This is a genomic window from Haemophilus sp. HMSC066D02 (assembly GCF_001810545.1).
Taxonomy (GTDB): Bacteria; Pseudomonadota; Gammaproteobacteria; order Enterobacterales; family Pasteurellaceae; genus Haemophilus_D.
Genome location: NZ_KV801816.1, coordinates 1 through 20703, shown reverse-complemented (window position 1 = coordinate 20703; position 20703 = coordinate 1). Strand labels below are relative to the sequence as shown.

The following is a 20703-nucleotide window of genomic DNA, read 5'->3' as shown; positions in this document are numbered from 1 at the left end:
AACCCCGAGCTGAATGGCTTGGGGTTTTTGTTTTATATAAAATATTAGAATTCATACATAAATGAGTCTAATAATGATAAAATCTTCGCCTATTTCTAGATAGCAATAATTATGAAAAAACAGATAAGTAAGATCTTTTCCAGTGATGGCGAATTGAGTAAGAATATCAAAGGATTTAAGCCTCGAGCAGAACAGCTCGAAATGGCTCAATCAGTAGGATATGCTATCCAAAATAAGCGACCGCTTGTTGTAGAAGCTGGAACAGGTACTGGAAAGACTTTTGCTTATTTAGCACCGACACTTATTGCAGGAAAGAAAACGATTATTTCAACCGGCTCTAAAAATCTACAAGATCAACTCTTTTCAAGAGATCTACCTGCCATAAAAAAAGCCTTAAATTATTCTGGAAAAATTGCATTATTGAAAGGGCGATCCAATTACTTATGTTTGGAACGACTGGATCAGGTTATCGCTCAAGGAGTGCTTGGGGATAAATCTGTTTTAGCCGATTTAAGTAAAGTAAGAAAATGGAATAATGCAACGAAAACAGGTGATTTGACCGAATGTATTGAATTGGCTGAAGATAGCCCAATTTTGCCTCAATTGACGAGCACGGCAGAAAGTTGTTTGGGAACAGATTGTCCTAACTATGCTGAATGCTATGTCGCACAAGCTCGTAAAAAAGCACTAAATGCGGATCTTGTCGTAGTAAATCATCATCTTTTCTTTGCTGATATGGCTGTAAAAGAAAGTGGTTTTGGTGAGCTTATTCCCAATGCAGAAGTTATTATTTTTGATGAAGCACATCAACTTCCCGATATAGCAAGCCAGTACTTTGGCCAATCATTAACTTCTCGCCAGCTATTTGATTTATGTAAAGATATCAATATTGTTTATCGAACAGAATTGAAAGATATGCCGCAGCTTGGCACTACTGCAGATACCTTGCTTAAAGTTATTCAAGATTTTCGTCTTCTTCTTGGGGAAGGAAATCAGCGAGGAAATTGGCGTGAGCTATTTAAACAAAGTGCGGTCAAAAAATCCGTCGAATTATTACAAGAAAAAATTGAATTTCTTTCTGAAGTTATCAAGATTGCACTAGGTCGTTCTCAAACACTGGATAGTATTTTTGAACGTACTGAAAGTATTAAAAATCAATTAATGCGTCTTTGTGATACGGCTATAGTTGGTTATTGCTACTGGTACGAAAGTATGGGGCGACAATTTGGTTTGCATATTACACCACTCACTGTCGCAGATAAATTTGGTGAACAGCTAAATAATAAAGAAGCAGCTTGGATTTTCACCTCAGCGACTCTTGAAGTTGGCGGCACTTTTAATCATTTCTGTCAGCGACTAGGTATTGAGCAAGCAGAACAAAAAATTCTTCACAGTCCTTTTGATTATCCTAATCAATCGCTACTTTGCGTGCCACGCTATTTACCAGCAACGAATCAAAATAATACGTTACAAGCTCTCGGTGAAATGTTGTTGCCTATCATTGAAGCGAATAAAGGGCGATGCTTTGTGCTTTGTACTTCTTATTTAATGATGAGAGGCTTGGCAGAGTATTTTAGAGAAAAGAGTGAGCTTTCTATCTTATTACAAGGTGAAATGCCTAAAGCAAAATTACTCGAACAATTTATTCATGAAACCCATAGTGTACTGGTTGCAACCTCGAGCTTTTGGGAAGGCGTGGATGTCCGTGGTGATGCACTTTCCTTAGTCATTATTGATAAATTGCCTTTTACTGCACCAGATGAGCCTTTGCTAAAAGCACGTATTGAAGATTGTCGATTACAAGGTGGCGATCCATTTAATGATATACAGATCCCTGAAGCGGTTATTACGCTGAAACAAGGTGTAGGACGCCTAATTCGAGATGTAACAGATCGTGGTGCGGTAATTATTTGTGATAATCGTCTTGTTATGCGAAATTACGGCGAAACCTTTCTAAAAAGTTTACCTAATTCAACCCGTACCCGAGATCTCAACAAAGTGGTACAATTCTTACAAAATGAGAAAATGGATTAATAATGAAAAATATCACCTTATTAGCACTTGATACTTCAACAGAAGCCTGTTCAGTTGCACTTTGGCATAAAGGCGAAAAAACATATTTAGATGAATTAGCACAACGTACACACACAAAACGTATTCTTCCAATGGTTGATGAGTTGCTCGCTAATTCAGGTATCAATTTGAAGCAAGTGGATGCGTTAGCATTTGGATGCGGTCCTGGTAGTTTTACTGGTGTTCGTGTCGGCGCAGGGATTGCTCAAGGGCTTGCATTTGGTGCTGATTTACCTGTTATTGCGGTATCAAATTTAACAGCAATGGCTCAGGCTGCATTTGAATTACATCAAGCTGAAAATGTGGCAGCTGCCATTGATGCGAGAATGAATGAAGTTTATTTTTCTCAAGTAAAACGAGAAAAAGTGCGGTCAGAATTAGGAGAGTTTTTCCAATGGAATCCTGTTATAGAAGAACAAGTTTGCCAACCAGAAAAAGTACTTGAACAATTTTCAGATTTATCTGCATACCGAGTCGGAACGGGTTGGGCAGCGTATCCTCAATTTAAAGACTGTGGTTTAGGAGGGAGTGATATTATTTTACCCTCTGCACAATATATGCTTGAGCTTGCTTTAACAGATTATGCACAGAATAAAGTCATATCCGCCTTAGAAATTGAACCGGTTTATTTGCGTAATGAAGTGACTTGGAAAAAATTACCTGGGCGTGAATAATTTTCAAAAAGGAGTTGAAGATGAATAAAAAAACGATCTTAGTTTTGACCGCACTTTCGACCACATTAGTGGGATGTGTTAATGCACCGAGAGGACTGGAAAAAGAACAGTTTACTTTAAAATCATTATCTTCAATTCAGCAGAGTGATTATAGCTGTCAGTGCAAATCAATTCGTTTAGGCGGAAAAGTATTAACAGCACAAGCCCAGCCGAATAAAACTAAAATTGAAGTATTAAGCTATCCAGTTTACTCAACCTCTGCAAAACCCATGATTGATGAACAACCTAATGGACGTTTCATTACTTATCTTGATGGTTTTGTTGAGCCTGAAAGTTTAAAAGACCAATTTATTACAATTGGCGGCACCTTACTGAAAACAGAACAAGGCAAGGTTGATCAGGCAAGCTACACTTACCCTGTAATTAAAACCAATCACTATCGTGTCTGGAAGCTTTCTCAAAGCTATTATTATCCAGATGATATGTGGGATGATTGGGGCTTTTGGGGTCGACGACCATATTATTGGTATGGCGAGCCTGAAATTCGCTATTATCTCTACTAACTAAATGATAAAATTAAGAAAATTTTCCAAAGAATAAGGATAAAAAATGGAAAAAGTTTGGTTTCAAAATTATCCAGAAGGTTCACCCACCACGCTGGATACCTCAAAATATGATTCGATTCTCGATATTTTAGATAAAGCAATTCGTGAGCATCCAGACCGTCCCGCCTATATCAACATGGGGCAGGTTTTAACATTTCGTAAATTAGAAGAGCGCAGCCGTGCATTTGCAGCTTATTTACAAAATGAATTAAAGTTAGAACGTGGTGAGCGTGTTGCATTGATGATGCCAAATTTATTGCAATATCCTATTGCGCTTTTTGGTATCTTACGTGCTGGTTTGGTTGTGGTAAACGTGAATCCACTTTATACCCCTCGAGAATTAGAACATCAGTTACAAGATAGCGGTGCAACAGCCATTGTTGTGGTTTCAAACTTTGCTTCAACCTTAGAAAAAATCGTGTTTAACACTAAAGTGAAACACGTGATTTTGACAAGAATGGGTGACCAGCTTTCTTTTGGTAAGCGTAATTTGGTCAATTTTGTCGTGAAATACGTCAAAAAATTAGTGCCAAAATATAAATTACCGAATGCTGTCACTTTCCGTGAAGTATTGAGTATTGGTAAATTTCGTCAATATGTTCGTCCTCAAGTAGATCGTGAAGATTTAGCCTTCTTACAATATACAGGTGGAACGACCGGTGTTGCTAAGGGCGCAATGCTGACACATGGCAATATTATTACCAATATTTTCCAAGCGAAGTGGATTGCAGAGCCATTTATTGGCGATCATGCTAAGCAACGCGTTGCCGTACTGGCTTTACCGCTTTATCATGTTTTTGCCTTAACGGTAAACTGTTTACTTTTCTTAGAGCTTGGCGTGACAGCGCTCTTAATTACGAACCCACGTGATATTGATGGCTTTGTTAAAGAGCTCAAAAAATACCGCTTTGAAGCGATTACAGGGGTAAATACCTTGTTTAATGCGCTACTTAATAATGAAAATTTCAAAGAAGTGGATTTTTCACGATTAAAACTTTCTGTTGGCGGCGGTATGGCGATCCAACAATCGGTTGCAACGCGTTGGCATGATTTAACCGGCTGCAACATCATTGAAGGTTATGGTATGACAGAATGTTCACCGCTAATTGCCGCTTGTCCGATTAATGTGGTGAAACACAATGGTACAATCGGTGTACCAGTGCCAAATACCGATATTAAAATCATCAAAGATGATGGCTCGGAAGCACAACTTGGTGAAGCTGGAGAGCTTTGGGTTAAAGGTGAACAAGTCATGCGTGGCTATTGGCAGCGCCCTGAAGCGACAGCTGAAGTGCTTCAAGATGGTTGGATGGCAACGGGTGATATCGTCATTATGGACGAGAGCTATAGCCTCCGTATTGTTGATCGCAAAAAAGACATGATCTTAGTTTCAGGCTTCAACGTTTATCCAAATGAAATCGAAGATGTGGTGATGCTAAATTATAAAGTCGCTGAAGTGGTCGCTATCGGCGTGCCACACGAAGTGTCAGGAGAAACCATCAAAATCTTCGTTGTGAAGAAAGATGATAGCCTCACGCGTGATGAATTACGCCAACATTGCCGACAACATCTTACGGGTTATAAAGTCCCGAAAGATATTGAGTTTCGGGATGAATTACCGAAAAGTAATGTAGGCAAAATTTTACGACGCGTACTGCGTGATGAAGAAATAGCAAAACGCTCACAACATTAATAAAATCAGGGATATGTGTTCATATCCCTGTTTAGTCTTTACCTCTATTTGAAAATACATCCTATTACAATGATAAAAGAATGCCAAAATCAACCGCACTTTACATTAATTCAAAATAATGAAGAGCTCGCTCAGGTTTGTCAGTTAGCGAGTCAGCAAAGTGCGGTCGCTTTAGATACTGAATTTATGCGGGTATCGACCTATTATCCTAAATTAGGATTAATTCAACTTTATGATGGTGAACGTGTTTCATTGATCGATCCTTTATCCATTACTGATTTTTCACCTTTTGTGGAATTATTACGCGATCAGCAGGTGACAAAAATTTTGCATGCTTGTAATGAAGATTTATTGGTTTTCTTACAAGAGTTTGATGCACTTCCACAACCTATGATGGATACGCAAATTATGGCACGTTTTCTAGGTTTTGCTAATTCAGCGGGCCTAGCCAAACTTGTGTTACATTATTTAAGCATTGAAATGGATAAAGGGGCAACGCGTACAAACTGGCTAAAACGCCCACTTTCACCCGTTCAGCTACAATATGCTGCAGGGGATGTATGGTATCTCTTGCCGGTCTATCAAAAAATGCAAATAGAATTAGCGCAATCTCCTTGGCTTCAAGCTGTAATTGATGATTGCCAGCTTGCGATCTCGAAAACCTGTAAATTAGATGATCGCGATCCAGACAAAGCCTATTTAGAGATTCCAAATGTTTGGAAATTGAATCCACTCGAATTGGCACGTTTACAGCTATTGGCAAAGTGGCGACAAGAAACGGCAATGGCACGAAACTTAGCCCTTTCTTATGTGGTGAAATCTGACAACCTTTGGAAAGTAGCAAAAAACAATCCTCGCAATACATCAGAAATGCTAGCGCTTGGATTATCTGAAAATGAAGTGCGTGTACGTGGCAAAAAAATGCTTCAATTATTAGCACAAAGCCGTCGAATTTCACCTTATGATTACCCTAAGCGTTTAGTGCGTATTGTGGATGATCCCCGTTATAAAAAGGCAATTCGATTGTTACAAGAAAAAGCTTATGAATTGACGCCAAAAGGATTAACCCTCGATATTCTAGCGAGTAAACGAAATTTAGAAGATCTCATAAAATGGGTTTGGCTGAAAAATGAAGATATGACAAAACAGCCCGATTTACTTTTAGGGTGGCGAAGAGAAATTGGCTTGAAGCTGGTTGAATACTTAAAATCTGTAGAGTAGCCACTAAAAACAATCTTAAAAATAACCGCACTTTGAATTATCAAAAGTGCGGTTATTTTCTTTAGTGTTTTACAACGCAGGCTATATTAAGCTTGAGTTGCTTGGATTGCGGTTAATGCGATGGTGTAGATGATATCATCCACTAATGCACCACGAGATAAGTCATTAACCGGTTTACGCATACCTTGAAGCATTGGACCCACGGCCACTAAATCAGCAGAACGTTGTACCGCTTTATAGCCGATGTTACCAGCGTTGATATCAGGGAATACAAACACGTTTGCTTGACCAGCCACTTTAGAGTTTGGTGCTTTAGAAGCTGCCACATCTTTCATCACTGCTGCATCGTATTGTAATGGACCGTCGATTAATAAATCAGGACGTTTTTCTTGTGCAATACGCGTAGCTTCTTTTACTTTCTCTACAGATTGACCTGAACCAGAAGTACCGGTTGAGTAAGAAAGCATTGCGACTTTCGGATTTAAACCAAATGCTTTTGCCGATTCAGCAGATTGAATTGCGATTTCAGCTAGTTGTTCAGCGGTTGGCTCTGGGTTTACTGCACAGTCACCATACACTAATACTTGGTCTGGTAATAACATGAAGAATACAGACGAGATAATTGAGCTACCTGGTGCTGTTTTGATGATTTGCATCGGTGGGCGAATTGTATTTGCAGTGGTATGAACGGCACCAGAGACTAAACCATCTACTTCGCCTGCTTCTAACATCATCGTACCTAATACAACGGTGTCTTCTAATTGCGCGCGTGCTTGTTCTTCCGTTAAACCTTTAGATTTACGTAATTCAACTAAACGAGCAACGTAGTTTTCACGTACGTCAGCTGGATTGATGATCGTTACATCAGCACCTAAAGTTACGCCTTGTTCTGCTGCAACTTTTTTCACTGATTCTGGATCCGCTAATAATACCGATTTTGCGATACCACGTTCAGCACAGATTGCTGCCGCTTTAACAGTGCGAGGTTCATCACCTTCTGGTAATACGATGGTTTTACCTGCTTTGCGTGCTAAATCAGTTAATTTAAAACGGAATGCTGCTGGAGAAATACGTGCTTCACGAGCAAGTGGTGCAGAGATTGCATTCGCTAATGCTTGTGCATCTAAAGCTTTAATTTTGCCTGCTTGCGCACTAAATACACCTAAGATGTCAGAGTTGTTCACACCGCCAAATTCTGAAGCAACGGCTTCTACTAATGTGCCTTCTTCATTGTTTGCCACTAAGATAATTTGTGCATCTAAGGTTTGCGCAATCGCGAAGTTTAAGCTATTTGCAAAAGGCGCTTGAGCTGAAGGTTGAACACCTTTAACAATCACTAGATTTGCATTTAATGCTTGGAAATCAGCAACGATTTTTTCTAACAACACGTCTTTTTGATTATTTGCGATTAATGCTTGAGCGGTTTTTACATCTTCTACTGCATTGAATACGACAGCGCCTGTTGTTTTAGCTGCGTCTAGTGCTGCTGCTAAATTTGCTTCTGCGCTAGTTGGAATAAGAATAACTGCTTTAGTCATTTTGATATACCTTTTAATGAATGAAAAAAACCTGCTGATTTCTCAGCAGGTTTGAAGGAAGTTGATTAGCCCGCTAAACGTGCTGTATCTTGTGCAATTACTAATTCTTCATTGGTTGGAAGAACGATTGCTTTGAATGCAGAGTCATCAGCAGTGATCACGCCTGATTTACCAAAGCGAGCAGCAAGGTTGCGTTCTTTGTCTAATTTGATGCCGAATAATTTTAAGTGGCCTAATGCTAATTCACGAACGTGAGCTGAGTTTTCACCGATACCACCCGTAAATGCGATGGCATCTAAGTGGTCATCACCTAAAACTGCCATGTATGCACCGATGTATTTCGCTAAACGGTAGCTGTAAACATCTAATGCACGTTTTGCTTCTGGTTTAGATGCATCGTCATAGTTATCTTCTGCATAACGGCAGTCACTTGTTACTTCAGTTAAACCTAAAAGACCTGATTTTTTCACTAAAGTCTCTTCGATTTGATCCATTGACATGCCTAAGTTTTTGTATAGGTAGAAAACGATCGCTGGATCGATATCACCACAACGTGTACCCATCACTAAACCTTCTAACGGGGTTAAACCCATAGAGGTGTCGATACATTTACCATGACGAACCACAGAAACAGAACCACCGTTACCTAAGTGACAGATAATTGCGTTTACTTGGTCTGCTGGTTTGCCTACGTATTCCGCGACTTCGCGAGAAACGAAGTAGTGACTGGTACCGTGTGCACCGTAGCGACGTACGCCGTGTTCTTTGTAAAGTGAGTATGGAAGTGCATATAAGTATGCTTCTTCAGGCATGGTTTGGTGGAATGCTGTATCAAATACAACAACGTTCTTATCTTTTAAGTGTGGGAATGTTTTGAATGCTTCACGGATACCGATTAAGTGAGCAGGGTTGTGAAGTGGTGCAAATTGCGCTGCATCTTCAATACCTTTAACCACTTCATCTGTGACGATAACAGATTGAGTGTATTTCTCACCACCGTGAACAATACGGTGACCAATCGAGGTGATAGAGTTTTTAAGCTCATCAGTCATAATGTTTGATGCGATGAAGTTAAGTGCTTCAGTGTGCGCTGCACCAGCACCTAAATCTGCGCTACCTTTTTCACCGTTAAGTTTCCATTTGATACGAGCTTCAGGAAGATAAAATGCTTCTGCTAAGCCTGATAATTTTTCTTCACCTGTTGCAGGATCAAGGATTGCAAATTTTAATGAAGAACTACCACAGTTAAGGATGAGAACAAGTTTTGACATAGGAACCCTATTTTTGATTGAGGTTAATAAAAATCCATTCAAAAGAACGGAGTATAAATTCTATATAGAATACACCTTTTAGCGTATAAAATAAATTAACTGGAGGGTAAAAATACGATCTTTTATTAGAAAAGTTGAAAATTTCAACAATTTCTAGTCAGGGATGACAATTAAACCTAAACTAGAGTATTATAAGCGCGGTTATTTTCAAGGATGTTTTCATGTCATCATTTTTTTCAACCTTAAAACAAGGGCAAGTTTATTTGCAAACGTGGCCATTAGAAGCGAAACTCGGCATGATTTTTCCCGAAAATCGCATTATTAAAGCCACAAAATTTGCACAGAAGTTTATGCCTTTTATGGCGGTATTTTCGGTGGTTTGGCAACAGCTTTATGCCAAGACGGATCTTACTGCATTAGCGATTGCTATTTTGACCGCACTTTGTGCGTTAGCGATGCCATTTCAAGGTTTATATTGGTTGGGGAAACGAGCAAAATCACCCTTAGAACCGCAAAGTTCTCAGTGGTTTTATGAGATTAGTGAACGTTTGAGAAAACAACATGAAAGTTTGCCAACTGTGCAAGATAAACCAACATATCAGCACTTGGCAGTAGTACTACAAAAGGCACAGCAAAAATTAGATAAAGCATTTTGGCAGGAAATCTAGTCAATGGCCTCAAATTTAAATGACGCAAACGTTTTCCTTTTGTTGTTTTTTATGTAAAATACTGCGGTCGCAATGGCGGCCCTTTTTAATTGAGAGACTATTTAATGATTGATTACATTATCATTGGCATCATCGCATTTTCGATTATCGTGAGTTTATTACGTGGGTTTGTGCGAGAGGTGATGTCCCTTGCAAGTTGGGTCGTTGCATTTATTGTCGCTAGCCAATTTTATCCTTATCTCGCCACTTACCTCACTCAAATCGAATCTGACTACGTGCGTAACGGCACCGCAATCGGCATTTTATTTGTTTTAACCTTAATCGTAGGTGGCATTGTTAATTATGTGATTAGCCAATTAGTGGATAAAACAGGACTTACCGGAACAGATCGTGTTCTCGGTGCGGCATTTGGCTTAATTCGTGGGGCGTTAATCGTTGCTGCGATCTTATTCTTCTTGGATACCTTCACTAACTTTGAACAAACCGATTGGTGGAAAGAATCAAAATTAATTCCTCATTTCGGCTTCATTATTGAATGGTTCTTCCAACAACTACAAGCAAGTTCTAGTTATTTAAACTCAACTTTTAAACAATAAGGTAGTCAATCAGTATGTGTGGAATTGTCGGTATCGTTAGCCAAAATCCGGTTAATGAATCCATTTATGCAGCATTAACGTTATTACAGCATCGAGGTCAAGATGCGGCGGGGATTGTCACAATCGATGATGAAAACCGCTTTCGTTTGCGTAAGGCTAATGGCCTTGTAAGTGATGTGTTCAGACAAGAGCATATGTTACGTTTACAAGGTCATGCAGGCCTCGGACATGTACGTTATCCAACCGCCGGCAGTTCAAGTGTATCTGAAGCGCAGCCTTTCTATGTTAACTCACCTTATGGTTTAAGCCTTGTTCACAATGGTAACTTAACCAACTCAACCGAATTAAAAGATAAATTATTTAAAGAAGCGCGTCGTCATATCAATACCAATTCGGATTCAGAGCTTCTTCTCAATATTCTTGCTAATCATTTGGATAGAGTGAATAAATACCATCTCGATCCGCAAGATATTTTTAATGCAATTCGTGCGACACATAAAGATATCCGTGGTGCTTATGCATGCTTGGCGATGATTATCGGACATGGCATGGTGGCATTTCGCGATCCTTTTGGTATTCGTCCACTCGTATTAGGTAAACGAGAAGAAAACGGTTCAGTAGAATATATGTTTGCTTCTGAAAGTGTGGCATTAGACGTCGCAGGTTTTGAATTAGTGCGTGATGTTGCACCGGGTGAAGCCATTTATGTGACCTTTGATGGTCAGCTTTATGCTGAGCAGTGTGCAGAAAGTGCGGTCTTAAATCCGTGTATTTTTGAATACGTGTATTTTGCTCGTCCAGATTCGACGATAGATGGCGTGTCTGTTTATGCCGCACGCGTTCACATGGGCGAACATTTAGGTAAAAAAATTGCTAAAGAATGGGTTGAGGAAGCAGACAACATTGATGTTGTGATTCCAGTACCAGAAACCTCGACAGATATTGCTCTACAGATTGCGAAAATTTTAGGCAAACCTTATCGTCAAGGTTTTGTGAAAAACCGCTATGTTGGTCGTACATTTATCATGCCAGGTCAAGCACAACGTATCAGTTCGGTCCGTCGCAAGCTCAATACGATTAAAGCAGAATTTAAAGACAAAAATGTGTTATTAGTCGATGATTCTATTGTTCGTGGTACCACATCTGAACAAATCGTGACTATGGCTCGAGCAGCGGGGGCGAAGAAAATTTACTTTGCATCAGCAGCACCAGAAATTCGTTATCCGAATGTGTACGGTATTGATATGCCAACAAAACAAGAACTCATTGCCTATGGGCGTAATGTTGATGAAATTGCGAAATTGATTGGCGTAGATAAATTGGTCTTCCAAGATCTTGAAGCGCTGACAGAATCAGTATGCCAAGAAAACCCAGCCATTCAAGGCTTTGATTGTTCAGTCTTTACTGGTGAATATATTACGGGTGATATCACACCAGAATACCTTGATAGCATCGCTTCTCAACGTAGTGATTCGGCAAAGAAAAAACGGGAAAAAGATGCAAGCAACCTTGAAATCCATAATGAAGGTTAAGCACATTTAAGATCGTAAAAAGCACTAATTCAATGAGAATTTAGTGCTTTTTCTTTTTGATTAAATAAAAAGAAAAATGACCGCACTTGATGTATTCAAAGTGCGCTCATTTTTATATGTGTTTTAGTCTTTATAAAGATCGTTATAAAGCGTACTTTCAAATTGCACAAGTGGCGCGCGTTTCGTTTTACTTTCTAAATCACCGGTCGAGTAACCATTGATAAATTGAACGAAAGCCACTTTTTCACCTCTAGCATTGGTCATAAAACCGGCAAGGTTATAAACACCTTTTAATGAGCCCGTTTTAGCGATAACGTTTTTCACCAGTGGTGGATTAATTAAGCTACCACGACCACTGATTGTGCCGTCCACACCTGCAATTGGAAAGGTTTCCATTAAGTGTAATTTATCTTCATTTTTGGCAATGTATTCCAAAACAGAAAGCATGGTTTTCGGTGCAACCAAATTATGACGAGAAAGACCAGAACCATCGGCTAAAATGCTGTTACCAAATTTAATGCCTTGTTTTTGCAATACGGATTTCACTGCTAATGTGCCTAATTGGAATGAAGCAGGGCGTTTATAGTAGTTGTAGGCTACCGCTCTAAATAAGGCATCGGCAATTTGGTTATCCGATTTTTTCATCATTTTTTTCAATAGCTCAGGCAACGGTTTAGATAAATGCTGGGCGAGTTTTTGGCCTTGCTGTGGTTTTTGAGGTTGTTTTACCTGACCGGTAAATTCAATACCAAGACGTTTTAATTGACGTTGAATAATGGCAGCAGCGTAGGCATCAGGATCTTGCACAGCGAAGCTGAGCCCAAATGGTTTACTTTGGCGTGCAATACAGCCTTTTACTTGATAGCGATTATTGTCGTGAACAACAACATCTAACTGGCAATACCCCGCTTCTTGCTGATCCACAATATAAACTTGTCCGAAAACTTGAATAGGAAATTGAGCGGGAACGTTAATTTTGACGGTTTCACCCACAGGTTGATTTGCATCTAGCTCTGCATAAAAACAGTTATTATCGATATTTGCTGCCGCAGGAGGGGAGTTAAAGCACATTGTAAGATCGTTCCAAATCCAACCTAACCCACGATCATGGCTCGCAAATACAGAGGTATCTAAAATAAGATCACCATTGATTTTCTGAATGCCTTGGTTTTTTAAATTAGCTAATAGGCTATAAAGTTGTCCACTGGTCAGATCAGGATCGCCAGTAAATTGCACAACAAGATCGCCTTCTAAAACATTATTTTGAATTTTCCCGTTACTTAAAAGTGATGTTTCAAATTGAAAGGCATCACCTAATACCAATTTAGCGGCGACAGCGGTGAAAACTTTTTGCGTACTGGCTGGCAACATAAAGGTTGAGCCATTGTAATCCGCGATAATTTGATCTTTATTGAGGTTTTTGGCAATGATACTGGCAGAAGCACCTTCAGGTAGGTATTGGGTAATAGAAGCCACATTAACTTCAGCCATAGAGGAAAAAGAAAAGCCGAGTGTGATAAATGCCGCTTTAAGTGCGGTCGAAATAGAAGGTTTTTTAGTCATTTTTAGTTCTGTTATGGTTGCTATTTTTCTCAAGACGAATAATAATAAGCTCCGAACTCAATAGAGTAAATCATTTTTTATTTTTCATTGACTGCGGCAAGGTTGCAAGACGTTGTCGTGGTTTTGTTTTTACCAAATTTCAAGGAAAAAGAATGAAACAAATTCCAATGACCGTGCGCGGTGCGGAGCTATTACGTCAAGAATTAGATTTCTTAAAGAATGAGCGTCGCCCTGAAATTATCAAGGCGATTGCTGAAGCACGTGAGCATGGTGACTTAAAAGAAAATGCAGAATATCACGCTGCGCGTGAACAACAAGGTTTTTGCGAAGGTCGCATTCAAGAAATTGAAAGCAAACTTGCAAATTGTCAGGTTATCGATGTCACTAAATTACCAAATAACGGAAAAGTTATTTTTGGTGCGACAGTTGTATTAGTGAATACCGATACTGATGAAGAAGTGACTTATCAAATTGTGGGTGATGATGAGGCAGATATTAAATCAGGTTTGATTTCTGTGAATTCACCGATTGCTCGCGGCTTGGTAGGGAAAGAGTTGGATGATACCGTAAATATTACCACACCAGGTGGAACGGTTGAGTTCGAGATTATTGAAGTAAATTACATCTAAAAAAACATCCCCTCAAATTGAGGGGATAACAATTATTTACGAGGCAGCTGGATTTTACCTTCCTCGCTTGGTCGATAAAGCACCAAAATATGTCCGATGGTTTGAACGTTAGATGATTTGGTTTCACGAACAATCGCATCAATGATTAATTGTTTGGTTTCGCGATCTGCGCCAGCAATTTTTACTTTGATTAATTCGTGATGATTTAACGCATTATCGATTTCGGCTAATACACCTTCGGTTAAGCCGTTACCGCCAAGCATGACGACAGGACTAAGGTGATGAGCGAGTCCTTTTAAAAATTGTTTTTGTTTTGTTGATAATATTGTCATAAGGAATCCTTTAAATAGATGAATATGAGTCAAAAAAAGACCGAAAAGAGCGGTCAGAAAAAACGTGGTTTTTCAGCACTTTTTGGTAAGTCTAGCCTTGAATTTGGCAGATTGTACCCAAATATAGACGAAACTACTACAAAAAATAGTACAAAAGAAAGAGATTATGGGAAAGAAAAAACGTTCGGCGAGTTCTTCTCGTTGGCTAAACGAACATTTTAAAGATCCGTTTGTTCAGAAAGCACATAAACAAAAATTACGCTCACGTGCTTACTTTAAGTTAGATGAAATTCAACAAACGGATAAATTGTTTAAACCGGGAATGACAGTGGTGGATCTCGGTGCCGCACCAGGTGGTTGGTCACAGTATGTTGTGAGCCAAATTGGTGGTAAAGGTCGAGTGATTGCTTGTGATATTTTGGATATGAACCCAATTGTCGGCGTGGATTTCTTGCAAGGCGATTTTCGTGACGAAAATGTGCTGAATGCATTATTAGAACGAGTTGGTGAAGCAAAAGTTGATGTAGTGATGTCTGATATGGCGCCAAATTTTAGCGGCATGCCATCTGTTGATATTCCTCGTGCAATGTATTTAGTTGAACTGGCTTTAGATATGTGTAAGCAAGTTTTGGCGAAAAAAGGCAGTTTTGTGGTCAAAGTATTCCAAGGAGAAGGTTTTGACGAGTATCTGCGCGAAATTCGTTCACTCTTTAGTGTTGTAAAAGTGCGTAAGCCTGAAGCCTCTCGTGGGCGCTCTCGCGAAGTTTATATTGTAGCAAGTGGTTATAAAGGCGAATAGATAATTGCTTTGATAGCTTTTCATTGTGTCGGGGATGAGATAGTATCTCGTTTAATTTTAATTAACTTAAGAAAGGCAGGTTAAACCTTGAACGATATGGTCAAAAATCTAGTTCTATGGGTTGTGGTAGCAATTGTCATGATGACAGCTTACCAAAGTTTTAATTCCAATGGCGTGAGTGACTCAACAGATTACACAACCTTTGTGTATGATGTGAGTAACAGTCAAGTGAAGGAAGCGCGTTTTGATGCGAATGAAATCACCGTGACCAAAAATGATGGTTCTAAATATATGACCGTCATGCCACCGTTGGAAGATAAAAAGCTCTTAGATGACTTATTAAATAAAAAAGTTAAAATCGAAGGTACGCCTTTTGAAAAACGCAGTTTATTATCACAAATTTTAATTTCGTGGTTCCCAATGCTATTCCTTGTAGGGGTATGGATTTTCTTCATGCGTCAAATGCAAGGTGGCGGCGGCAAGGCCATGAGCTTTGGTAAAAGCCGCGCTAAAATGCTGAACCAAGATCAAATCAAAGTGACTTTTGCGGACGTTGCTGGTTGCGATGAAGCAAAAGAAGAAGTCGGTGAAGTAGTTGATTTCTTGCGTGAACCGAAAAAATTCCAAAACCTTGGCGGTAAAATTCCAAAAGGTATTTTGATGGTTGGCCCTCCTGGTACAGGTAAAACTTTATTAGCTAAGGCCATTGCGGGTGAAGCGAAAGTACCTTTCTTTACCATTTCAGGTTCGGACTTTGTGGAGATGTTTGTGGGCGTTGGAGCTTCTCGTGTACGTGATATGTTCGAGCAAGCGAAGAAAAATGCACCATGTTTAATCTTTATTGATGAAATCGATGCGGTAGGTCGCCAACGTGGTGCCGGTTTAGGTGGTGGACATGATGAGCGTGAACAAACCCTTAACCAAATGTTAGTTGAAATGGATGGTTTCGGTGGTAACGAAGGCGTAATCGTTATTGCTGCAACTAACCGTCCAGATGTACTTGATCCAGCATTAACGCGTCCAGGCCGTTTTGACCGTCAAGTTGTTGTAGGTTTACCGGATGTGAAAGGTCGTGAGCAAATTTTAAAAGTTCACATGCGTAAAGTCCCTGTGGCTGATGATGTAGATGCAATGACACTGGCTCGTGGTACACCAGGTTATTCAGGTGCGGATTTAGCGAACTTGGTTAATGAAGCGGCATTATTTGCTGCTCGTAGCAATAAACGCACTGTATCGATGCTTGAGTTTGAAAAAGCAAAAGATAAGATCAATATGGGACCTGAACGCCGTACCATGATCATGACAGATAAACAAAAAGAATCGACAGCGTATCATGAAGCAGGTCACGCCATTGTGGGTTACTTAGTGCCTGAACATGATCCTGTACATAAAGTTACGATTATTCCTCGTGGCCGCGCATTAGGTGTGACTTTCTTCTTGCCTGAAGGTGATCAAATTAGTATCAGCCAAAAACAATTAGAAAGTAAACTTTCAACACTTTATGCAGGACGTTTAGCAGAAGATTTGATTTACGGTGAAGAAAATATTTCGACTGGTGCATCTAACGATATTAAAGTGGCAACCAATATTGCACGTAATATGGTGACCCAATGGGGCTTCTCAGATAAACTCGGTCCGATTCTTTATACCGAAGATGAAGGCGAAGTATTCTTAGGTCGCTCAATGGCGAAAGCAAAACATATGTCAGATGAAACGGCGCATGCGATTGATGAAGAAGTTCGTGCGATTGTAAATCGTAACTATGCGAGAGCAAGACAGATTCTGATCGACAATATGGATATTCTTCACGCCATGAAAGATGCGTTAGTGAAATATGAAACCATTGAAGAAGAACAAATCAAACAGCTAATGAATCGTGAACCTGTTACACCACCATCTGGTTGGGAAGATAACAAAGATACAAAACCAACAGCAAAACCGCAGGAAGAAAAAACTGAAAGTGCGGTTAATCATTCAGAAGATCCTGAAGAGTAAGAATAAAGCCTTCCTAATTAGGAAGGCTTTTTTTATTTATAATGTCATTCTTTTCATCACTATATTCCGTTATAATCTAGCCTTTAAAATTTGATTTAAAAATTGACCGCACTTTATGAAACTTTACGCTAATAACAAATGTCTAGATTTATCATTACCTCAAATTATGGGAATTTTGAATTTCACGCCTGATTCATTTTCAGATGGCGGACAGTTTTTTAGTCTAGACAAAGCATTATTTCAAGTTGAAAAAATGCTCAAAGAAGGTGCAACAATTATTGATATTGGCGGGGAATCAACTCGACCAATAATGGCAGAAGAAGTGCCTGAAACTGAAGAGTTGCAACGAGTGATACCTCTTGTTGAAGCCGTGCAAAAACGTTTTGATTGTTGGATTTCAGTGGATACCTCTAAAGCAATTGTGATGCAAGAAGCAGCTAAGGTCGGCATGGATTTAATCAATGATATTCGTGCTTTACGTGAACCTGGTGCACTCGAAATAGCAGGACAGTTGAATTTACCCACTTGTATCATGCACATGCAAGGACAGCCGCGCACAATGCAGACTAATCCGCATTATGATGATGTAGTCCAAGATGTTTATCAGTTTTTAGAAGCTCGGACTAAAGCTTGTTTAGATGCGGGAATCGCTAAAGAAAATATCATTTGGGATATGGGGTTTTGTTTTGGTAAGACCGTGCAGCATAACTACAAGCTTTTACAACAGTTGTCTCACTTCTGTGAAAGTGGATATCCTGTTTTAGCAGGGCTTTCACGTAAATCGATGATTGGTGCTGTATTAGATAAGCCTGTGACTGAACGTGTTGTGGGAAGTGTAGCTGGGGCATTAATTGCGGCTCAAAATGGTGCGACAATTTTGCGTGTACATGATGTAGCAGCAACAGCAGATGCTTTAAAAGTATGGCAGGCAACGCAACAAGCGTAAAAAAACTAACAGATTTTATATGTTGTAGAATAAATGATTTCTGCAACATCGTTATTCAAATTTAATAAGGAATAAACATGGCAAATCGTAAATATTTTGGTACTGATGGTGTACGTGGAAAAGTAGGTACATATCCAATCACACCTGATTTCGCATTAAAATTAGGTTGGGCAGCGGGTAAAGTTTTAGCCTCTCAAGGTTCTCGCACGGTATTAATCGGGAAAGATACTCGTATTTCAGGTTATATGTTGGAATCTGCACTTGAAGCAGGTTTAGCTGCGGCAGGATTAACTGCTGCATTTACCGGTCCAATGCCAACACCTGCCGTGGCGTATTTAACCCGCACTTTCCGTTTAGAAGCGGGTATTGTCATTTCGGCATCACATAACCCTTATTATGATAACGGGATTAAATTCTTCTCTTCACAAGGCACAAAATTACCAGATGATATTGAAGAAGCGATTGAAGCCATGCTTGATCAGCCAATGGATTGTGTGGAGTCTGCTGATTTAGGTAAAGCAAGCCGTATCAGTGATGCTGCAGGACGTTATATTGAATTTTGTAAAAGTACTTTCCCTGCCCACCTTGGTTTAGATGGTTATAAAATTGTGGTGGATTGTGCAAATGGTGCGACTTATCATATTGCGCCAAATGTATTACGTGAGTTAGGCGCAGAAGTGATTGAAATTGGTACAGATCCTAACGGAATCAATATTAATGAGAAATGTGGAGCAACCGATGTAAAAGCGTTACAGGAAAAAGTGCTTGAAACAAAAGCAGATGTTGGTCTTGCTTATGATGGTGATGGTGACCGTATTATGATGGTGGATCACTTAGGTAATAAAGTAGATGGTGACCAAATCCTTTTCATTATTGCTCGTGAAGCTTTACGTTCAGGTCAGCTAAAAGGTGGCGTAGTGGGCACATTAATGAGTAATATGAGCTTAGAGATTGCGTTAAAAATGTTAGGTGTACCTTTTGTGCGAGCTAACGTTGGCGACCGTTATGTGTTAGAAAAAATGGTAGAACATAGCTGGACGCTAGGCGGAGAAAACTCAGGCCATATCATTATTGCTGATAAAAATACGACAGGTGATGGTATTATTGCATCACTAGCTGTATTAAGTGCAATGGTTCAACATCGTTTATCTTTAAACGAGCTTGCAAGTGCGGTGAAATTATTCCCTCAAGTACTCATTAATGTTCGTTTTGCTGGTGGTGATAATCCATTAGAAAGTGAAGCGGTAAAAGCGGTAGCTGCAGATGTGGAAAAACGTTTAGAAGGCAAAGGTCGAATTTTACTGCGTAAGTCTGGTACTGAGCCTCTTATTCGCGTCATGGTCGAATGTGAAGACGGTGTACTTGCAAAACAATGTGCAGAAGAAATTGCAGAAGCAGTGAAAGCGAATTAATAAAGTGGGGGCTTGCCCCCATTTTTGATCCATAAAATTTATCTTTTATTATTTTTAGGAAAGCAAAGACATGAAAATTTTTATTATGCGTCATGGAGAAGCTGAAGTTGTCTCTTCATCAGACGAGGCTCGGCATTTAACCGACTATGGACGCAAACAATCAATATTACAAGGTCAATGGCTTAAAAACCATCTAAATTCAACCGCACTTTCAGTTCAGAAAGTGATTGTCAGTCCTTATGTAAGAGCACAAGAAACGTTTGAGCTTGTAAATTCAGCCTTAGGTAACACGCTTAATGATATTGAAATTTGGAGTGGGATTACACCTTATGGTAATGCTACATTGGTAGCTGATTATCTATCTGTTTTGCAAGAAGAAGGTACTGAAAGTGTTTTACTCGTTTCTCATTTACCTTTAGTAGGCAGTATTGTTTCAGAGCTTTACGGTAAGCGAAATCCAATTAGTTTTTACCCTTCAACGATTGTTCAAATTGAGTGGAATGGTGAAAAAGGCACCATTGAAGCTTTCCATTATCCAAAATAGAATGGCTAAAATACGAAAAACAAAGTTTATATGATTTACTTTTTAAAAGCAGTCAAAAATAAGCAACACCTAAAAATGTGTATTTTTAGGTGTTTTTTTAAAATTTTTTTGATAGACTGAAAATGAGCTATAAATGAATAGCTTAAATTAAGCCATCATAATGACACAAGGGGAGTAGCTATGAACAATAAAATCGGAGATAAAGCAACTGAAGTAAAAGATACGACAGTGAATGCTGCAACACAAGTTAAAGATGCATTATTTGCAGCGGCTAACTATATTAAAGATGCTGTGACACATAAAGCGTCTGAGGCAAAAGAAGTGGTTGAAGACAAAGCTACTGAAGTGAAAGATGTAACTGAAGATAAAGTATCTGAAGTAAGAAAAGCAGTTTCTGAAGCAAAGGAAGCAATCGATGATAAAGCTACTGAAATGAAAAAAGCAATCGATGACAAATTTTCTGAAGTAAAAAGAGCCGTCGAAGATAAAGCATCAGAAGTGAAAAAAACAGTTTCAGAAGCTACAGATGAAGCGGCAGATAAAGCAGCAGAGCTAAAAGATGCAGCTGAAGACAAAGTTGCTGAAGTGAAAGATGCGGCTGAAGATAAAGCA

Annotated in this window: 19 protein-coding genes and 1 pseudogene; 15 read left to right on the top strand and 5 right to left on the bottom strand. The window is 39.3% G+C overall.

Annotation, left to right across the window (positions count from 1 at the left end):
- Positions 1-111: 111 nt before the first annotated feature.
- The 5 genes from HMPREF2750_RS07095 (at position 112) to rnd (ending at position 6266) form a co-directional block, all read left to right on the top strand.
- Positions 112-2034 (top strand): DNA repair helicase YoaA, encoded by a 1923-nt coding sequence (locus tag HMPREF2750_RS07095; RefSeq protein WP_070583193.1) that lies wholly within the window; start codon positions 112-114, stop codon positions 2032-2034.
- 2 nt (positions 2035-2036) lie between these two features.
- Positions 2037-2747 carry a tRNA (adenosine(37)-N6)-threonylcarbamoyltransferase complex dimerization subunit type 1 TsaB gene (gene tsaB, locus HMPREF2750_RS07090; protein WP_070583192.1) on the top strand — a complete coding sequence of 237 codons (711 nt, stop codon included), beginning with the start codon at positions 2037-2039 and terminating at the stop codon, positions 2745-2747.
- Between the two features lie 20 nt (positions 2748-2767).
- The gene (locus tag HMPREF2750_RS07085; RefSeq protein ID WP_070583191.1) at positions 2768-3310 is read left to right on the top strand and encodes a Slp family lipoprotein; all 543 of its coding nucleotides are present in this window, start codon (positions 2768-2770) and stop codon (positions 3308-3310) included.
- Between the two features lie 46 nt (positions 3311-3356).
- Positions 3357-5045 (top strand): long-chain-fatty-acid--CoA ligase FadD, encoded by a 1689-nt coding sequence (fadD, locus tag HMPREF2750_RS07080; RefSeq protein ID WP_070583190.1) that lies wholly within the window; start codon positions 3357-3359, stop codon positions 5043-5045.
- 69 nt (positions 5046-5114) lie between these two features.
- Positions 5115-6266: a ribonuclease D gene (gene rnd, locus HMPREF2750_RS07075; protein WP_070583189.1), complete on the top strand. Its 1152-nt coding sequence runs from the start codon at positions 5115-5117 to the stop codon at positions 6264-6266.
- Positions 6267-6352: 86 nt separating this feature from the next.
- On the opposite strand, the gene pta is transcribed toward rnd, so the two are convergent.
- The 3 genes and pseudogenes from pta to HMPREF2750_RS07065 form a co-directional block, all read right to left on the bottom strand.
- On the bottom strand, positions 6353-7450 hold the full coding sequence (gene pta / locus HMPREF2750_RS07070; RefSeq protein ID WP_410002408.1) for a phosphate acetyltransferase: 1098 nt from the start codon (positions 7448-7450) through the stop codon (positions 6353-6355).
- 30 nt (positions 7451-7480) lie between these two features.
- Positions 7481-7804, bottom strand: a pseudogene (locus HMPREF2750_RS10190) (AAA family ATPase); the annotation flags it as partial.
- A gap of 65 nt (positions 7805-7869) precedes the next feature.
- Complete coding sequence (locus HMPREF2750_RS07065) at positions 7870-9075, bottom strand: acetate kinase (protein WP_070583188.1); 1206 nt, start codon at positions 9073-9075, stop codon at positions 7870-7872.
- 221 nt (positions 9076-9296) lie between these two features.
- Here HMPREF2750_RS07065 and yfbV point away from each other — a divergent pair, with 221 nt between their 5' ends.
- The 3 genes from yfbV to purF all read left to right on the top strand — a co-directional run bounded on the left by yfbV (position 9297) and on the right by purF (position 11871).
- Positions 9297-9743: a terminus macrodomain insulation protein YfbV gene (yfbV, locus tag HMPREF2750_RS07060; protein WP_070583187.1), complete on the top strand. Its 447-nt coding sequence runs from the start codon at positions 9297-9299 to the stop codon at positions 9741-9743.
- 104 nt (positions 9744-9847) lie between these two features.
- On the top strand, positions 9848-10339 hold the full coding sequence (locus HMPREF2750_RS07055) for a CvpA family protein (RefSeq protein ID WP_070583186.1): 492 nt from the start codon (positions 9848-9850) through the stop codon (positions 10337-10339).
- Between the two features lie 14 nt (positions 10340-10353).
- Entirely contained in the window at positions 10354-11871 is a 1518-nt protein-coding gene (gene purF, locus HMPREF2750_RS07050; protein ID WP_070583185.1) for an amidophosphoribosyltransferase, read from the top strand.
- Positions 11872-11994: 123 nt separating this feature from the next.
- Here the strand turns inward: purF and dacB are convergent, their stop codons facing one another.
- A complete protein-coding gene (gene dacB / locus HMPREF2750_RS07045) occupies positions 11995-13434 on the bottom strand; it encodes a serine-type D-Ala-D-Ala carboxypeptidase (protein WP_070583184.1) in 1440 nt (479 codons plus the stop codon).
- Positions 13435-13586: 152 nt separating this feature from the next.
- On the opposite strand from dacB, the gene greA reads away from it, so the two are divergent.
- Positions 13587-14063, top strand: coding sequence for a transcription elongation factor GreA (gene greA / locus HMPREF2750_RS07040; RefSeq protein ID WP_005697514.1), 477 nt, complete (start codon positions 13587-13589; stop codon positions 14061-14063).
- 32 nt (positions 14064-14095) lie between these two features.
- On the opposite strand, the gene yhbY is transcribed toward greA, so the two are convergent.
- Positions 14096-14395, bottom strand: coding sequence for a ribosome assembly RNA-binding protein YhbY (gene yhbY / locus HMPREF2750_RS07035; protein WP_005696198.1), 300 nt, complete (start codon positions 14393-14395; stop codon positions 14096-14098).
- 166 nt (positions 14396-14561) lie between these two features.
- On the opposite strand from yhbY, the gene rlmE reads away from it, so the two are divergent.
- The 6 genes from rlmE to HMPREF2750_RS07005 form a co-directional block, all read left to right on the top strand.
- Positions 14562-15194 (top strand): 23S rRNA (uridine(2552)-2'-O)-methyltransferase RlmE, encoded by a 633-nt coding sequence (rlmE, locus tag HMPREF2750_RS07030; protein WP_005697532.1) that lies wholly within the window; start codon positions 14562-14564, stop codon positions 15192-15194.
- A 96-nt stretch (positions 15195-15290) separates the two neighbouring features.
- On the top strand, positions 15291-17189 hold the full coding sequence (gene ftsH, locus HMPREF2750_RS07025) for an ATP-dependent zinc metalloprotease FtsH (protein WP_070583183.1): 1899 nt from the start codon (positions 15291-15293) through the stop codon (positions 17187-17189).
- A 115-nt stretch (positions 17190-17304) separates the two neighbouring features.
- Positions 17305-18135, top strand: coding sequence for a dihydropteroate synthase (gene folP / locus HMPREF2750_RS07020; protein WP_070583182.1), 831 nt, complete (start codon positions 17305-17307; stop codon positions 18133-18135).
- A gap of 77 nt (positions 18136-18212) precedes the next feature.
- Positions 18213-19547 carry a phosphoglucosamine mutase gene (glmM, locus tag HMPREF2750_RS07015; RefSeq protein WP_049365547.1) on the top strand — a complete coding sequence of 445 codons (1335 nt, stop codon included), beginning with the start codon at positions 18213-18215 and terminating at the stop codon, positions 19545-19547.
- Positions 19548-19617: 70 nt separating this feature from the next.
- A complete protein-coding gene (sixA, locus tag HMPREF2750_RS07010) occupies positions 19618-20091 on the top strand; it encodes a phosphohistidine phosphatase SixA (protein WP_049365546.1) in 474 nt (157 codons plus the stop codon).
- 180 nt (positions 20092-20271) lie between these two features.
- Positions 20272-20703, top strand: a 432-nt coding sequence (locus HMPREF2750_RS07005) for a prolipoprotein diacylglyceryl transferase (protein WP_070583181.1), incomplete at its 3' end; no start/stop codon positions are given.

Excerpts from the sequence above, each read along its gene's own strand:
- HMPREF2750_RS07095 (WP_070583193.1), top strand. The coding sequence starts at position 112 with ATGAAAAAACAGATAAGTAAGATCTTTTCCAGTGATGGCGAATTGAGT.
- tsaB (WP_070583192.1), top strand. The coding sequence starts at position 2,037 with ATGAAAAATATCACCTTATTAGCACTTGATACTTCAACAGAAGCCTGT.
- HMPREF2750_RS07085 (WP_070583191.1), top strand. The coding sequence starts at position 2,768 with ATGAATAAAAAAACGATCTTAGTTTTGACCGCACTTTCGACCACATTA.
- fadD (WP_070583190.1), top strand. The coding sequence starts at position 3,357 with ATGGAAAAAGTTTGGTTTCAAAATTATCCAGAAGGTTCACCCACCACG.
- rnd (WP_070583189.1), top strand. The coding sequence starts at position 5,115 with ATGATAAAAGAATGCCAAAATCAACCGCACTTTACATTAATTCAAAAT.
- HMPREF2750_RS07065 (WP_070583188.1), bottom strand. The coding sequence starts at position 9,075 with ATGTCAAAACTTGTTCTCATCCTTAACTGTGGTAGTTCTTCATTAAAA.
- yfbV (WP_070583187.1), top strand. The coding sequence starts at position 9,297 with ATGTCATCATTTTTTTCAACCTTAAAACAAGGGCAAGTTTATTTGCAA.
- HMPREF2750_RS07055 (WP_070583186.1), top strand. The coding sequence starts at position 9,848 with ATGATTGATTACATTATCATTGGCATCATCGCATTTTCGATTATCGTG.
- purF (WP_070583185.1), top strand. The coding sequence starts at position 10,354 with ATGTGTGGAATTGTCGGTATCGTTAGCCAAAATCCGGTTAATGAATCC.
- dacB (WP_070583184.1), bottom strand. The coding sequence starts at position 13,434 with ATGACTAAAAAACCTTCTATTTCGACCGCACTTAAAGCGGCATTTATC.
- greA (WP_005697514.1), top strand. The coding sequence starts at position 13,587 with ATGAAACAAATTCCAATGACCGTGCGCGGTGCGGAGCTATTACGTCAA.
- yhbY (WP_005696198.1), bottom strand. The coding sequence starts at position 14,395 with ATGACAATATTATCAACAAAACAAAAACAATTTTTAAAAGGACTCGCT.
- rlmE (WP_005697532.1), top strand. The coding sequence starts at position 14,562 with ATGGGAAAGAAAAAACGTTCGGCGAGTTCTTCTCGTTGGCTAAACGAA.
- ftsH (WP_070583183.1), top strand. The coding sequence starts at position 15,291 with ATGGTCAAAAATCTAGTTCTATGGGTTGTGGTAGCAATTGTCATGATG.
- folP (WP_070583182.1), top strand. The coding sequence starts at position 17,305 with ATGAAACTTTACGCTAATAACAAATGTCTAGATTTATCATTACCTCAA.
- glmM (WP_049365547.1), top strand. The coding sequence starts at position 18,213 with ATGGCAAATCGTAAATATTTTGGTACTGATGGTGTACGTGGAAAAGTA.
- sixA (WP_049365546.1), top strand. The coding sequence starts at position 19,618 with ATGAAAATTTTTATTATGCGTCATGGAGAAGCTGAAGTTGTCTCTTCA.